We start from the raw sequence: 15,113 nt of genomic DNA on the forward strand, positions 1-15,113 counted from the left end.
TCCGGCGCCTGCCCGTTCTGACATTAATGCGCATTGTGTTTGTAATGAAAAACGGGCAGGCCCAGCTTAAGGCGCAATGCCAGCATACGCGCGGTGAAGCCAAACAGCAGGGTGGAGATAACCACCACATCGTGGCTGGTGACATAGTGCTGCAAGGCGACATAAAGCACTGCCGCGGCAAAGGAGATGCCGGCATACAGTTCCTTCTGGAAAACCAGCGGGATACGTTTGCAGAACATATCCCGCAGCACCCCGCCAAACACGCCCGTGATCACGGCAGCAATGGTGGCGATAACCGGGCCTTCACCCATATCGAGAGCGATTTGTGCGCCAATGATGGAAAAAACAATCAGCCCAAGCGCATCCAGCACCAGGAACACGCGGCGCAGATGAGGCATCACCGGGGCCACAATCGTGGTTAGCACGGCTGCCGTTGCCACGATAATGACGTACTCAGGGTTTTTTACCCAGCCGAGCGGATAATGGCCAAGCAGGATATCGCGTACGGACCCGCCGCCGAGCGCGGTGGCTGTGGCAATGATAATCACGCCGAAGGTGTCCATACGGCGACGTCCGGCAGCGAGCGCGCCGGTCATGGCTTCTGCGGTAATGCCAATAAGATAAAGAATGTGAAGCAGCATAAACCCTCCGGAATGAAGAGAAGGAGATTAGCGATTTGTGCGGAAGATCACGATTGAGATTTTCTAAGGTGAGGGAGTTTGCCCTACAGAAAATTATCAACGCAAGCCAGGCAGGCTTGATATAAGGCGGGATAGAAAGGAAGTAGGGCTAAGAAAGGATTAGAAAAAGTAATGGGTGGTATGCGAGGCAATACCACCCTGAAAGGAATTACTCGATATTCTGGATCTGCTCGCGCATCTGCTCAATCAGGACCTTCAGTTCAATCGCTGAATTGGTTACCTCTGCATTGATAGACTTAGACGCCAGCGTGTTCGACTCGCGATTGAACTCCTGCATCATAAAGTCGAGACGGCGGCCTACCGCTTCTTTCTTCTTCAGAATGTTGTAGGTCTCTTTAACGTGCGCTTCCAGACGATCCAGCTCTTCAGCCACGTCCACACGCTGCGCCATCAGCACCAGCTCTTGTTCCAGACGGTTGTTTTCCAGCTGGACTTCCGCCTCTTCCAGTTTGGCGACAAGACGCTCACGCTGCCATTGCAGCACTTCTGGCATATGAGCGCGCACTTTAGCGACTTCGGCGTTCACGCCCTCAAGGCGTTGCTCAATCATCGCTTTCAGCGCCTGGCCTTCGGTTTCGCGGGCAACGATAAAGTCGTCCAGCGTGCCGTCGAGTGCAGCCAGGATCTCAGCGGTAATCGCGTCCAGATCCTGCTCTCCGGCGGCCATCACGCCAGGCCAGCGCAGAATATCAACCGGGTTGATCTCGCCTTCATCGCTTTGCATTTTGACCCAGTTCGCCGCATTAACCAGCTGTTTTGCCAACTTTTCGTTCAGGATCAGTTCGCCCTGTGCACTGGCATCAGGCTCAAAACGCAAATTACATTCCACTTTCCCGCGGGTCAGACGCGTACGGATACGCTCACGCACCACAGGCTCCAGGCTGCGGAACTGTTCCGGCATACGGAAATACGTTTCCAGATAGCGCTGGTTTACCGAGCGCATTTCCCAGGTAGCGCTACCCCAGCTACCCTTGATTTCACGCCGGGCGTAGGCGGTCATACTGCGGATCATAGACATTCCCGTTTTTAAAGGAGAGATGGGGGGATTATAGCTTTCAGGGGCTTCTCAGGATAGGAATAAGCGTCCTTTATCCGTATAATGCGCAGCCACATTCGTTTCAAGCCGGAGAATCCATCATGCGTCCAGCAGGTCGTAGCGCCAACCAGGTGCGTCCCGTCACCCTGACCCGTAACTATACAAAACACGCTGAAGGCTCCGTGCTGGTTGAGTTTGGTGACACCAAGGTGCTTTGCACCGCGTCCATTGAAGAGGGGGTGCCTCGCTTCCTGAAAGGTCAGGGCCAGGGGTGGATCACCGCCGAATACGGTATGTTGCCGCGCGCAACCCATACCCGTAATGCCCGTGAAGCGGCAAAAGGTAAGCAGGGCGGCCGTACTATGGAGATTCAGCGCCTGATCGCGCGTGCGCTCCGCGCCGCGGTTGACCTGAAAACGTTGGGTGAGTTCACCATCACGCTGGACTGCGACGTGATCCAGGCTGATGGTGGCACGCGTACGGCCTCTATTACCGGTGCCTGTGTGGCGCTGGCAGACGCCCTGAACAAGCTGGTTGCCGCCGGTAAGCTGAAAACCAACCCAATGAAAGGGATGGTTGCTGCTGTCTCCGTTGGTATCGTTAACGGCGAAGCGCTTTGCGATCTGGAATACGTTGAAGATTCTGCCGCAGAAACCGACATGAACGTGGTGATGACCGAAGATGGTCGCATCATTGAAGTGCAGGGTACGGCAGAAGGCGAGCCATTCACCCACGAAGAACTGCTCACCTTGCTGGCATTGGCCCGAGGGGGAATCGAATCTATTGTAGCGACGCAGAAAGCGGCGTTAGAAAATTGATTTTAAGGCGACCAATGAGTCGCCTTTTTTTTGCCTGTAAGACTGAAAAGACAAAGGAGCAAATCCATGAAATCGTATCAGCGCCAGTTTATTGAGTTTGCGCTAAACAAGCAGGTACTTAAGTTTGGCGAGTTCACGCTGAAATCCGGGCGTAAAAGCCCGTATTTCTTCAACGCCGGGCTGTTTAATACCGGGCGCGACCTGGCACTGTTAGGCCGCTTCTATGCCGAAGCGCTGGTGGATTCCGGGATTGATTTCGACCTGCTGTTTGGCCCCGCGTACAAAGGCATTCCAATCGCAACCACCACGGCGGTGGCGCTGGCGGAGCACCATGACCGCGACGTACCGTACTGCTTTAACCGTAAAGAAGCCAAAACCCACGGTGAAGGCGGCAATCTGGTAGGCAGCGCGTTGCAGGGCCGTGTGATGCTGGTGGATGACGTGATCACCGCAGGTACCGCGATCCGTGAATCGATGGAGATAATCCAGGCTAACGGTGCAACGCTTGCGGGCGTGCTGATTTCGCTCGATCGTCAGGAGCGTGGGCGCGGCGACATCTCTGCTATTCAGGAAGTGGAGTGCGATTATGGCTGCAAGGTCACGTCGATTATCACGCTGAAAGACCTGATTGCGTATCTGGAAGAGAAGCCTGAGATGGCTGATCATCTGGCGGCGGTGCGTCAATACCGCGAAGAGTTTGGCGTATAATTCAATTGCCTGGTGGCGCTGCGCTTACCGGGCCTACCCGTTCGTAGGCCGGATAAGGCGAAGCCGCCATCCGGCGATGGCGTTACTGTAACTGAGCAGCCACTAACGGCCAGCGGGCGTCAAAATCGTCCGTTGGTCGATATTTAAACTCGCTGCGTACAAACCGGGAGAGCATCCCTTCGCAAAATGCCAGGATCTGGCTTGCCAGCAGGGTCTCATCCGTATTATATCCCTCGCCTTCCCGCATTTTCTTCTCGCGCAGAACCTGACGCAGCTGGGCTTCGATACGCTCAAAAAGCTGGTTTATACGGCCTTGCAGACGATCCTGTTCAAACATCAGCGCGTGGCCGGTCAGAATACGGGTCAGACCCGGGTTACGTTCACCAAAGCCCAGAATCAGCAGCACAATCAGACGCAGACGCGTGCTGGTGTCTTTTTCATCCTTCAGAATCAGGTTGATGCGCGTGATCAGGCTGTCTTCGATAAACTCGATCAGGCTGTCAAACATCCGGGTTTTGCTCGGGAAATGACGATACAGCGCCGCCTCTGACACGCCCACAGAGGCCGCCAGTTTTGCGGTGGTGATGCGTTGACTGCCGTCGCTGGATTCAAGCATCAGAGCCAGAGATTGAAGTATTTCTTCGCGACGATTCCTTTTCGCGGTTTGTTTTTCTGCCATGTTACAAAATACCCCTGAAAATAAGCACTTGTCAGGCTGGCAACCACACAGCGACCCGCAAACTGACGTTTGCGGTTTGTTATTGCATTATGGCGCTGTGAGATGCGTGTTTGTCGGGCGGTTATTTGCGCCCGGAATGGCCGAAGCCGCCTTCGCCACGGTCGGTAGCGTCGAAGTCTGCCACCAGGTTAAATTCTGCCTGCACCACCGGTACAAACACCATCTGCGCGATACGCTCGCCCGGCTCAATGGTGAAGCTGTCCTGGCCACGGTTCCATACGGATACCATCAGCTGACCCTGATAGTCAGAGTCGATCAGGCCGACCAGGTTACCCAGCACGACGCCATGCTTATGGCCCAGGCCAGAGCGCGGCAGGATCACCGCTGCCAGTGACGGTTCAGCAATGTGAATCGCCAGCCCGGTCGGGATCAGGGTCGTTGCACCCGGCGCCAGTTCTACGGCGTCATCGAGACAGGCGCGCAGGTCAAGACCGGCAGAGCCGGAGGTGGCATACGTTGGCAGCGGAAATTGCTCGCCAACGCGCGGGTCCAGAATCTTAACGTCGATTTTTTTCATCATAACGGGTAACGATCTCGTCCAGTAAGTGTTGGCCCAGGAGTTCTTTGCGCTCAAGCGGTAAGACTTTATCTCCATCCTGCCAGAAAAGGTGCAATGCGTTGCTGTCGCTGTTAAATCCTTGCGTGGACAGCGATACGTCGTTCGCGCAAATTAAATCGAGGTTTTTGCGGGTACGTTTTTGCCGGGCATATTCTTCCACATTATTCGTTTCTGCGGCAAACCCAACAACGTAAGGACGATGAGTTTTCAGTGCGGCGACACCGGCAACGATATCCGGGTTCTTCACCATTTTTATTGTTAATTCATCGCCTTGCTTTTTAATTTTGGCGTCAGCAATAGTTTCGGCGCGGTAATCAGCGACGGCCGCACAGCCGATAAAAATATGCTGCTGTTGAGCATGTGCCTGTACGGCGGCGTTCATTTCCAGCGCGGTCGTCACATCAATACGCTGCACAAACGCAGGGGTGGTAAGCGACACCGGGCCGCTCACCAGCGTGACGTTCGCGCCGCGTTTGGCTGCCGCGGCAGCAATCGCAAAGCCCATTTTGCCGGAGCTGTGGTTGGTGATGTAACGCACCGGATCCAGCGGCTCGCGCGTGGGGCCCGCGGTAATCATGATGTTGAGATGTTGCAGATCGTTGACAGGCGAGAAATGGGCGGCGGCCATATCAACAATCGTTAATGGGTCGAGCATACGCCCTGGCCCCACGTCGCCGCAGGCCTGGCTGCCGCTGTCCGGTCCCCAAATCAGCAGGCCGCGCGAGGCCAGCGTGTCCAGATTGTGCTGGGTAGCGGCGTTGCGGTACATCTGCTGGTTCATTGCGGGCACAACCGCGACGGGCGCAGGCGTGGCGAGGCAAATGGTCGTTACCAGATCGTTCGCCATACCGGCTGCCAGGCGGGCAATTAAATCTGCCGTGGCGGGGGCAAGGATAACCAGATCGGCCCATTTCCCCAGCTCAATGTGGCCCATTGCGGCTTCGGCCGCCGGGTCGAGAAGGCTGTCGGATACCGGGTATCCCGAGACGGCTTGCAGGCTCAGCGGGGTGATAAAGGCTTTGCCGCCTTCGGTGATCGCGACCCGTACGTCGGCCCCGCGCTCGCGCAAACGGCGCACCAGGTCTGGCGTTTTATAGGCAGCAATACCGCCGCTGACGCCAAGAACGATTTTTTTACCGGCCAGGCTCATCATGATTCTTTCCTGTTGGGTTTCACCAGAGAGCGGGCATTTTATCACAATCCCTAAAACGGGGTGATGATGTCCTTAATTCACTTTGCGAGGCGTTACGCAAGAACGAAATGCCAGCATCGAACCCCGAATTTGCCTGTGGCAGCATAATGGCAAACAGAAGGAGGCCAGGCATGGAAGAGACTGAACTGCTGCTACCGCGTGAAAAAATGCTGCGTCATGGCGTCACGTTGTTAAAGGACGACGAGCTGCTGGCGCTCTTTTTACGCACAGGCACGCCGGGGAAAACGGTATTTACGCTGGCGAAAGAACTGATAGACCATTTCGGTTCACTGTATGGATTGCTGACCGCTGAGCTGGAGGCGTTTACGCACGTTGAGGGCATTGGCGTGGCGAAATATGCCCAGTTGCGGGGCATTGCCGAGCTGGCCCGGCGATTTTACAACGTGCGTATGGAGGAAGAAGACCCGATCCTCACCCCCGACATGACCCGCGAATTTCTGCAAAGCCAGCTCTCCGATCTGGAGCGGGAGATCTTTATGGTGATCTTTCTCGACAACAAAAACCGGGTACTGAAACATACCCGCCTTTTTTCGGGAACATTGAGCCATGTTGAGGTGCATCCGCGTGAAATTGTGCGGGAAGCGATAAAAGTGAATGCAGCCGGCGTGATCCTCGCGCATAATCACCCCTCTGGCTGTGCGGAACCAAGCAGAGCTGACAAAGCAATTACCGAACGTATTATCAAATGCTGTCAATTCATGGACATTCGTGTGCTGGACCATCTGATAATTGGCCGCGGAGAGTACATTTCTTTTGCCGAACGTGGCTGGATTTAGGCCTTTTCTCGCGATCCATCGGGATCTTTGTCTGTTCGGGACTTGAGCACACCGCCGAGTCAGCGTATACTACGCCACCTTTGAGAATCTCGGGTTTGGCATTTGGGCCTGGCAATCGAGAGTTCAATAGAACTATGCGATGACCGGGCTGTAAAGCCTGACGAGGCGCCGATACCCCATACGAAGCTCGAGCTAATTTGATTTTTGGAGAATAGACATGTCCCGAGTCTGCCAAGTTACTGGCAAGCGTCCGGTGACCGGTAACAACCGTTCCCACGCACTGAACGCGACTAAACGCCGTTTCCTGCCGAACCTGCACTCTCACCGTTTCTGGGTTGAGAGCGAGAAGCGTTTTGTCACCCTGCGCGTATCTGCTAAAGGTATGCGTGTAATCGATAAGAAAGGCATCGATACAGTTCTGTCCGAACTGCGTGCCCGTGGCGAAAAGTACTAAGTACTTAAAGAGGAAATAAATCATGGCTAAAGGTATTCGCGAGAAAATCAAGCTGGTTTCTTCTGCTGGTACAGGTCACTTCTACACCACCACGAAGAACAAACGTACTAAGCCGGAAAAACTGGAACTGAAAAAATTCGATCCAGTTGTACGCCAGCACGTACTGTACAAAGAAGCTAAAATCAAATAATTTTAGTCTCCTTGTATTGAAAAACCCCGCAACTGCGGGGTTTTTTGCATTCTGCATCTCAACGGAGGAACCATGCCTGAATTACCTGAGGTAGAGACCAGCCGCCGCGGCATTGAGCCCCATCTGGTTGGCGCGACTATTCTTCATGCTGTCGTTCGCAACGGGCGTCTGCGCTGGCCGGTGTCCGATGAGATCCACGCGTTAAGTGACAAACCCGTCCTGAGCGTGCAGCGCCGCGCGAAATACCTGCTGCTGGAGCTGCCTGACGGCTGGATCATTATCCATCTGGGCATGTCGGGAAGCCTGCGTATTCTTACCGAAGAGTTGCCTGCGGAAAAGCACGACCACGTTGATCTGGTGATGAGTAACGGCAAAGTGCTGCGTTACACCGACCCGCGTCGCTTTGGCGCATGGCTGTGGACCAAAGAGCTGGAAGGACACAACGTGCTGGCGCATCTCGGACCTGAGCCGCTCTCAGAGGCGTTTAACGCAGATTATCTCAAAGAGAAGTGCGCGAAAAAGAAAACCCCGATTAAACCCTGGCTGATGGATAACAAGCTGGTGGTGGGCGTGGGGAATATCTACGCCAGCGAATCGTTGTTTGCCGCCGGGATCCATCCCGATCGGCTGGCCTCCTCGCTGTCGGCGCAGGAGTGCGAACTGCTGGTCAGGGTTATTAAAGCGGTACTGCTGCGCTCAATTGAGCAGGGCGGGACGACGCTGAAGGATTTCCTGCAAAGCGACGGGAAGCCGGGTTATTTTGCGCAGGAGTTGCAGGTTTATGGCCGTAAGGGTGAGCCGTGCAGAGCCTGCGGGACGCCGATTATTGCCACGAAGCACGCTCAGCGCGCCACGTTTTACTGCCGTCAGTGCCAGAAGTAGGGTTACTTTAGCTTTTCCATCAACGCCTGGTGGACGTTAACCGGCAGGAAGTGAGTAACGTCCCCGTGATGGCGCGCCACCTCTTTCACCAGCGAAGAAGAGATGAAGGACCACTCTTTGGAGGGCATCAGGAATACGCTCTCCAGCTCCGGCATCAGATGGCGGTTCATGTGTGCCAGCTGCATCTCATATTCGAAGTCTGCTACCGCGCGAAGACCGCGGATCAGGATATTGGCCTGCCGGTCACGGGCAAAGTTTGCCATCAAGTCGCTGAATCCGACGACCTCAACATTCGACAGATGCGAAATCGCATCGGTGGCAAGCTGCACGCGTTCGTTCAGGTCGAACATCGGCTTTTTGCTCGGGCTGGCGGCAATGGCCAGAATCACCTTGTCGAACATACACGCCGCTCGGGTGATGATATCAAGATGACCGTTAGTGATCGGATCGAAGGTACCCGGATAAATCGCTTTTGTGCTCATGGCTCACGTTTTCTCTGAGTAGCCGCGGTTCAGCGCCCACAGCTCGGTGTATTTGTTAAAAGTATACTGGGCATTCACTACGGCCAGTAACCAGCCCTGTTTGCCGTCCAGCACGCCGCCACGCAGCAGCAGCGTTTTCAGAAACGCGCCCAGCGTGTGGGTGAAGATGCCGGTCAGCGTGGCCTTCTTGCCGCGCGCATGCCGCTCCTGTGCCCAGGCGGTGGCATAGTTCAGCTGTTTACGCTGGAAGCTGGCGAAATCGCGGCAGGTCAGATGAAGCAGATCGCCCGTCAGGGGGATGACCTGAGCGCCATCGCAGGCCAGAGATTCATGGACCAGGTTGTCGTTGTACTGATAACGCTCGCGGGCATAGAGGCGCATCACGCGGTCGGGGTACCAGCCGCTGTGGCGCATAAAGCGGCCCAGGAAATAGTTACGACGCGCGATACTGTAGACCGCGCCAGGCTGTGGCGCGGCAAGCACCGTTTGAATGGCCTGTCGGAGTTCTGGGGTGACGCGCTCATCGGTATCGATCATCAACACGTAATCGCCCGTGGCGTAACCCTGCGCACGCTGACGCTGAATACCGTAGCCCTGCCAGTCGGTGTCGGTAAAGACTTTTGCCCCGGCTGCACGGGCAACGTCCGCCGTATTGTCCGTACTTCCGGAGTCGAGAATGACGATTTCGTCAGCCCAGGCAACAGAGGCCAGGCAATCCGGAAGCAGGTCGGCGGCGTTTTTGGCGATCATCACGACCGACAGACGCGTTGACATTAGTGGCTCCGCTGCGGCAGATAAGGTTGCAGAAGTTGCAGCAGACGGGTCAGTGCGCCCTGGTTCTGATGCAGGACTTCAACGGCGTGACGACCGTACCACAGGCGGTAATCTTCGTCAGTCAGAAGGGTTGAGACCTCTTTGACCACCGAGTCCGCATCGGTCACGGTGATTAAGCCATCGGCTTGCTGCAATTTCGCGCAGATATCTTTGAAGTTAAACGTGTGTGGACCCATCAGCACGGGAATGGCGTGGGCTGCCGGCTCCAGCGGGTTATGACCACCTCGCTCCACCAGGCTACCTCCAACAAAGGCGAGGTCTGCAATGCCGTACAGCAGCATCAGTTCGCCCATCGTATCGCCAATCACCACCTGCGTGCTGCCAGAGGGGATTTCGCCGCTGCTGCGCAGGGTAAAGCTGAAACCGCCTTTTTGCACCATCTCGCGGGCATCTTTAAAACGCTCCGGATGGCGAGGAACCAGAATCAGCAGTAAATCAGGGAATTTTTCCAGCAGCTGGCGGTGAGCCTGAAGGATAATGGCTTCTTCGCCGTCATGGGTGCTGGTGGCAATCCAGACCTGGCGACGCGGCGCCCACTGACGACGCAGCGTTACCGCACGGGCGGCGAGTTCAGGGGTGACGGAAATATCGAACTTCAGGCTACCCGTGACCGCAAGCTGGTTGCGCTTCAGGCCTAGGGCGATAAAACGCGCGGCATCTTCTTCGTTCTGCGCGGCGATCAGCGTGATTTTGCTGAGCAGGCGACGCATAAATTTACCCAGCTTGCCGTACCCTTTAGCCGAGCGTTCCGACAGACGCGCGTTGGCGATAACCAAAGGAATTTTACGGGCATGCAGGGCGGAAATCATATTCGGCCACAGTTCGGTTTCCATGACGATCACCAGTTTAGGGCGCACGGTATTCAGGAAACGGTTCATGGCGCAGGGGAGATCGTACGGCAGGTAGACGTGATGCACGTCTTTACCGAAGGCAGACATCACGCGCTCTGAGCCGGTTGGCGTCATCGTGGTGACGGTGATGGGCAGTGACGGATAACGGTGGCGCAGGGCACGCACCAGTGGAATGGCGGCCAGCGTTTCCCCGACTGACACGGAATGCAGCAGAATACCGTCCGGCGCCACTTTATTGCGGCAGTAGCCATAGCGTTCGGCCCAGCGTTTACGGTACGCAGGCGCTTTACGGCTACGAAGCAACAGTCGCAGCCACACCAGTGGCTGAATGATGTAGAGCAGGGCGGTATACAACAATTCCAAGCGATTATCCGTTTTTTTAGTTTCGGCCGGGAAATTCTAAGCATTTAAGCGTGCTAAAGCTATCTCTTATGCCAGATACCGTTTTAAACGGAAGTAGCGTCGACCCAGGCGCCAGCGCAAACGCGGGCTTTTGGCACTTTTCCAGATGAGCTTCCAGATCCCGGTGTCGAAGAACTCTTTGATTATCATTGCTTTCTTCGCCTCATCCTTCATGTTGTCGAAGGTATGAATAATTCCCAGACCCTCTTTGGCGATTTGCCAGTGGCAGGCCGGGATATTTTTCACTTTATCCGGGTAGCGCTGGTTAATGGCATCAAGCATCTTCAGTATCTTCATGTAATGGCGCGCAGAGCGAATCAGCGTGTCGTCATTATCCGGGGTGTGCGATACCGAGGCGGAGTGAATGTAGTAGTCGTAAAAGCGTTCGCTGGTGTACTGAACGCGTTCCGCAGCAAGCAGCACCTCAGTCGTCCACGGAATATCCTGATGGCGCAGGCCAGGCTCGAAACGGAAGCCGTGCTGACGAATAAAATCGTGACGATAGATATTCAGCCAGGTCACATGCAGGAACTTACGTGAATCCAGCGCCTTTTTTAACCATACCGCACCATTCATGACGCCCGTCGAGGCGAGCTTATCTTCAGGGAAGATAGGGCGAGACGGTTTTTTGTTATTTTCCCAGACGTAGTTGCCATTGCAGGTGGCGACATCCAGGTTCTGCGTGACGGCCATATCCAGCAGACGCTGGTACATGCCGGGTTTGAAGACATCATCAATATCCGGGAAAGAGAGATACTGCCCGGTCGCAACCGCCAGGCCGGTATTACGCGCGATGGACACGCCCTGATTAGGTTGTTCAATAACCTGCATCTGTGGCAGCTTTTCGCGCCATTTTTCGACAATCTGCATCGAGCGGTCAGTGGAGCCGTCATTCACGATGATGACTTCCATACTGTCGATGTGTTGATTTACAAGGCAGGTAAAGAACTGATCGAGAAAAGCTTCACCGTTATAAACGGCAACCACCACGCTTAATAAAGGCGCTGAATTTTGCATATGAAACCTGATTATTTTTGGTTGTCGACCAAAGCAATGTATTGCTGGCAAATGGCGTTAATACCGAACGATGCGATCGTTTCGCGATCAACAACTGGCGGAGAGGCATACAATTCTGCCAGTGTTTTCGCCAGTGATTCGTCGGTTAACGCTGTCAGACCTCGCGCCAGGGGGCCAGTAAGGATCTCAGCAGGACCGCCAGGGCAGTTTGTACTCACCGGTGGGGTCTGACAGATAATGGACTCTACCAGTACATTACCAAAACCTTCGCAGTCGGAACTTAACACTAAAAGGCGTGCCCCTTTGATCCACGGGTAGGGGTTGGTTTCGAACGGGCGGAAGACGATCTTGTTTTCAATTCCCAGCTTAGCGGCAAGCTGTTTGAGCTGGTTTATTTTCGCGTCAGAACCTTTGCCCATCAACACCAGCGATGCGTCGATCTTGCTCAGCGCAAACGCCCGCAGCAGCCGGTCGTGACGTTTGTGTTCATGAAAACGGCCAACGTGGATAATGTAATCCTGCCCCTGCATCTCAAAGGGCGCTTCCGCCAGACGCTGAATTTCAGGGATATCAAAGGGGTTATGGATAACCGCTTTGCGCCGCAGGGGGATCGCGAGTACTTGAGAGAGGTCGTGCAGCACGGCGCCGGAAACCGCCACCACGTTGCGGTTTTCATAGGTATGCCGAATTTTATAATGCTTAAACCAGCGAGAAAGCCCGCTGCGATGGCGCAAATAGGAGAAGGAGAACATCCCGTGAACGCAGAACCAGACCTTATCCCGATCCAGCACGCGGCTGTGCGCCACGATACGGTCGGTTTTATGCAGATGCGAGAACACGACGTCAAATTTACCGCTGCGTTCTGCATTCTCGATGGCGCGATCCAGCAAACGGGCGCGACGCGGGATCTCGATCAGCTTCCGCCAGGGTTTTTTACAGGTATCCTGCACAATCTGAAAATCGATGCCTTCCGGAATGGCGTAGTCGCACACCTTCCGTAAGGAGAAAAGGGTGACCTGATGCCCCAGTTCTGTCAGTCCGCTGGAGAGGGTGAGAACCGTTTTTTCGGCTCCTCCACCGGGTAAACCATCAATAATCATTAGGATGCGCATTATTAATCCAGTAATTTTTGATAAAGCGAAATAAGCTGACTTGATAGTTTTTCAGGGGTTGCTTCTCTGACGCGTTCACGCGCCGCAAGCCCCATATTATTATTTTTTTCCAGTGAAGGGATGGACATGACGGCCTCCTTCAATGTGTGGATATCAAGTGCATCACAGTAAAACCCGTTCTGGCCTTGCTCAATAAATTCTGAACCACCGCAACTCTCTGACGTAATGACGGGCAATCCACAGGCCATTGCTTCAAGTATGACGTTAGGGAAAGGATCATACAGCGTCGGCAGCAGTAAACCATCAGAAAGCTGATAAAATGGCAGCGTCTCTTTTTGCATCCCCAGGAAACGGATTTGCCCCTCACAGCCTAATGAACGGGCGAGGTCGCGATAACGGCTTTCCGCTTTATCCTGACCGACCACAACCAGCCATGCCGATGTTCCTGCTATAGCCCGAATAGCGCTTGCCAGCCCCTTGCGTTCAAACCCTGAACCCACGAAGCAGAAAATGACGGCATCAGCGGGTAAGCCAAATTGCTGACGCAGTACAGCGCGTTGTCTCTCTTCTGCCGGAACGAAGCGGCTGGAATCTATTGAATTATAAATCACATGTATCTTTTTTGCGTCAATATCAAAGTCTTCGACGATTTCGCGTTTGATCATCTCCGCATTACAGATAACGGCTTTCAACTCGGGAGCCTGGTACATTTCACGTTCTGCGTTCATCACGTAGCGGTGATAACGATCGTGCATAAGCAGCTTCGCACGCCAGGCGGGAAGAATACGCGTACGCTGTAGCAGCCAGCGTCGATGTACACCATCCCCGGCGCGGTAAATATCGCAGCCCGGAATACGTTCGTGGCTCTGGACAATATCAAACTGCTGTTGCTGCCACAGCGCGCGTGCGGCGTGTGCAAAGCCGCGCTCACGGCTGATGCGGCCCCACTTTCGTGGATCGCAAATATGAATATGCCAGTCGTCCTGCTTTTCGCCCTGCCACTCGCGGGTGATGACGTTGAGCTCAAGATTTTGATTGCTCAGCGCGGTAAGTGCCCTGGAGACAAAACGTTCTGCTCCTCCATCCGGACGATATTTTTGGCGCACAATGGCCAGACGATGAAGCTTCATTGCAGGTATCTCCTTGCGGCGGAGACGACAGCATCAACGGGGATGGCGTCGAGATAACGTTCCGTCGTTTTTGTATCAATGGCGTCAGGGTTGGGAAGCGGGCCGTAGTTACCTGCCCAGATGACCTCGCCGTTAACCTGCCATGGCGACCAGAACGTCAATTTTGACGGGCCAAACAGCGCCACGCAGGGCGTCTGAAGGGCGGCGGCCATGTGCATGGGTACGGAGTCAACGCCAATGAACAGGATCGCGTGATCGATTAGCGAGGCCAGCTGGCGCAGGGTTAACTGCCCTGCCAGCGATACAACACCCGTCTGCGGGGAGGCGGCAAGAATGCGGTCAATCATCGCCAGCTCTTTCTTATCCGGTCCCGCCGTAAGGACGATAGTGTGGCCGTCCTGCTGCAACGCGGCGATAGTTTGCGCCATTTTGCCTTCGTCCCAGCACTTAAAGAACCAGCGTGACGTGGGTTGAATAACGATGTAGCGGTCTCCCACGCCCTTTTGTGTCAGCTTTTGGTGAGCATGGCGCCAGTCATCCGCGCTGTAAGCCATGGTGACGGTAGGGTTGGCCATTACCGGCAGCGCTGACAGTATGGAGAGATTTTGTTCAACGGTGTGCAGCGACTGATGGCTGGCGACCGAGACCAGTTCACTGTGACAAAAACGCCAGAAGGCATTCTTGCGCTTGTTAAAAGCGAACCCGAGCCGAACCGGTGCGCCGGTGAAGCGGGTAACAATCGCGCTGCGCCACTGATCGGCAAGATTGATCACCAGATGATAATGCTGAGCGCGTAAAGCACGAAGCAACTGCCACTCTTTTTGCAGGTGCTTCAGCGTCCCCAGCTGCTTCCATTTACGATCGATACCATAGATCGTCCCGATTGCCGGATGCGCGGCGAGCATGTCTCGCGTCTCTTCATAGAGAAGCACGTCGATTTGGGCTTCAGGCCATTTCTGGCGTAATGAATTGATGACGGGGGTGGTGAGTAACATGTCGCCATGATGGCGAAGTTTGATCAGTAAAATGCGCAAATCAGGCGTGTCAGGTAAGTTATTCATCATCATCTTATCGGCGTTGTACTATTGGCAATTCTAATAGACCTGGTAACGACTTGCACTCTTTCTCCATAATGTCAGGAATTTCCCTGGAAGGGTTTACTCCTGCTTTCGGGCGTGCGTAACATAGCGCTAACTATTTTGTCTTGCG

General features: G+C 54.6%; 18 protein-coding genes. 6 read left to right on the forward strand and 12 right to left on the reverse strand.

All coding sequences use genetic code 11. The annotated features are described in order from the left end of the window. Positions 1-23 precede the first annotated feature (23 nt). Positions 24-641, reverse strand: a complete 618-nt coding sequence (locus ACOTXD_RS17915) for a trimeric intracellular cation channel family protein (protein WP_015570045.1) — start codon at positions 639-641, stop codon at positions 24-26. Between the two features lie 208 nt (positions 642-849). After that, positions 850-1,713, reverse strand: coding sequence for a YicC/YloC family endoribonuclease (locus tag ACOTXD_RS17920; protein ID WP_061856871.1), 864 nt, complete (start codon positions 1,711-1,713; stop codon positions 850-852). A 125-nt stretch (positions 1,714-1,838) separates the two neighbouring features. Here ACOTXD_RS17920 and rph point away from each other — a divergent pair, with 125 nt between their 5' ends. Both rph and pyrE read left to right on the forward strand, forming a co-directional pair. After that, the gene (gene rph / locus ACOTXD_RS17925; RefSeq protein ID WP_015570044.1) at positions 1,839-2,555 is read left to right on the forward strand and encodes a ribonuclease PH; all 717 of its coding nucleotides are present in this window, start codon (positions 1,839-1,841) and stop codon (positions 2,553-2,555) included. 66 nt (positions 2,556-2,621) lie between these two features. After that, entirely contained in the window at positions 2,622-3,263 is a 642-nt protein-coding gene (gene pyrE, locus ACOTXD_RS17930) for an orotate phosphoribosyltransferase (protein ID WP_048209851.1), read from the forward strand. Positions 3,264-3,345: 82 nt separating this feature from the next. Here the strand turns inward: pyrE and slmA are convergent, their stop codons facing one another. From slmA to coaBC, 3 genes are all read right to left on the reverse strand, one after another. Next, positions 3,346-3,942, reverse strand: coding sequence for a nucleoid occlusion factor SlmA (gene slmA, locus ACOTXD_RS17935; RefSeq protein WP_003860901.1), 597 nt, complete (start codon positions 3,940-3,942; stop codon positions 3,346-3,348). Positions 3,943-4,063: 121 nt separating this feature from the next. Continuing rightward, positions 4,064-4,522: a dUTP diphosphatase gene (dut, locus tag ACOTXD_RS17940; protein ID WP_061856870.1), complete on the reverse strand. Its 459-nt coding sequence runs from the start codon at positions 4,520-4,522 to the stop codon at positions 4,064-4,066. Then, positions 4,500-5,711 carry a bifunctional phosphopantothenoylcysteine decarboxylase/phosphopantothenate--cysteine ligase CoaBC gene (gene coaBC / locus ACOTXD_RS17945; protein WP_168714451.1) on the reverse strand — a complete coding sequence of 404 codons (1,212 nt, stop codon included), beginning with the start codon at positions 5,709-5,711 and terminating at the stop codon, positions 4,500-4,502. The genes dut and coaBC overlap by 23 nt, the downstream gene beginning before the upstream one ends. Positions 5,712-5,884: 173 nt before the next feature. Here coaBC and radC point away from each other — a divergent pair, with 173 nt between their 5' ends. The 4 genes from radC (at position 5,885) to mutM (ending at position 8,076) form a co-directional block, all read left to right on the forward strand. Continuing rightward, entirely contained in the window at positions 5,885-6,550 is a 666-nt protein-coding gene (radC, locus tag ACOTXD_RS17950; protein ID WP_006812419.1) for a RadC family protein, read from the forward strand. A 217-nt stretch (positions 6,551-6,767) separates the two neighbouring features. Next, the gene (gene rpmB / locus ACOTXD_RS17955; RefSeq protein ID WP_002436699.1) at positions 6,768-7,004 is read left to right on the forward strand and encodes a 50S ribosomal protein L28; all 237 of its coding nucleotides are present in this window, start codon (positions 6,768-6,770) and stop codon (positions 7,002-7,004) included. Between the two features lie 22 nt (positions 7,005-7,026). After that, entirely contained in the window at positions 7,027-7,194 is a 168-nt protein-coding gene (gene rpmG / locus ACOTXD_RS17960; protein ID WP_003024094.1) for a 50S ribosomal protein L33, read from the forward strand. Between the two features lie 72 nt (positions 7,195-7,266). Further along, on the forward strand, positions 7,267-8,076 hold the full coding sequence (gene mutM, locus ACOTXD_RS17965; protein ID WP_003860879.1) for a bifunctional DNA-formamidopyrimidine glycosylase/DNA-(apurinic or apyrimidinic site) lyase: 810 nt from the start codon (positions 7,267-7,269) through the stop codon (positions 8,074-8,076). A gap of 2 nt (positions 8,077-8,078) precedes the next feature. Here mutM and coaD read toward each other — a convergent pair whose 3' ends face one another. The 7 genes from coaD to rfaQ form a co-directional block, all read right to left on the reverse strand. Next, on the reverse strand, positions 8,079-8,558 hold the full coding sequence (gene coaD / locus ACOTXD_RS17970; protein WP_015570040.1) for a pantetheine-phosphate adenylyltransferase: 480 nt from the start codon (positions 8,556-8,558) through the stop codon (positions 8,079-8,081). 3 nt (positions 8,559-8,561) lie between these two features. Then, positions 8,562-9,332 (reverse strand): glycosyltransferase family 2 protein, encoded by a 771-nt coding sequence (locus tag ACOTXD_RS17975; protein ID WP_023315166.1) that lies wholly within the window; start codon positions 9,330-9,332, stop codon positions 8,562-8,564. Beyond that, positions 9,332-10,606 (reverse strand): lipid IV(A) 3-deoxy-D-manno-octulosonic acid transferase, encoded by a 1,275-nt coding sequence (waaA, locus tag ACOTXD_RS17980; protein WP_003860874.1) that lies wholly within the window; start codon positions 10,604-10,606, stop codon positions 9,332-9,334. Before waaA ends, ACOTXD_RS17975 begins: the two co-directional genes overlap by 1 nt. Before the next feature lie 66 nt (positions 10,607-10,672). Further along, positions 10,673-11,662 (reverse strand): glycosyltransferase, encoded by a 990-nt coding sequence (locus tag ACOTXD_RS17985; protein ID WP_023323972.1) that lies wholly within the window; start codon positions 11,660-11,662, stop codon positions 10,673-10,675. Between the two features lie 11 nt (positions 11,663-11,673). After that, a complete protein-coding gene (locus tag ACOTXD_RS17990; protein WP_061856867.1) occupies positions 11,674-12,774 on the reverse strand; it encodes a glycosyltransferase in 1,101 nt (366 codons plus the stop codon). 2 nt (positions 12,775-12,776) lie between these two features. Further along, positions 12,777-13,904, reverse strand: coding sequence for a glycosyltransferase family 4 protein (locus tag ACOTXD_RS17995; protein ID WP_023315168.1), 1,128 nt, complete (start codon positions 13,902-13,904; stop codon positions 12,777-12,779). Then, entirely contained in the window at positions 13,901-14,971 is a 1,071-nt protein-coding gene (gene rfaQ, locus ACOTXD_RS18000) for a putative lipopolysaccharide heptosyltransferase III (protein ID WP_003860870.1), read from the reverse strand. The genes ACOTXD_RS17995 and rfaQ overlap by 4 nt, the downstream gene beginning before the upstream one ends. Positions 14,972-15,113 lie beyond the last annotated feature (142 nt).

This window comes from Enterobacter cloacae complex sp. CDL013, assembly GCF_049238805.1.
GTDB lineage: Bacteria > Pseudomonadota > Gammaproteobacteria > Enterobacterales > Enterobacteriaceae > Enterobacter > Enterobacter hormaechei_C.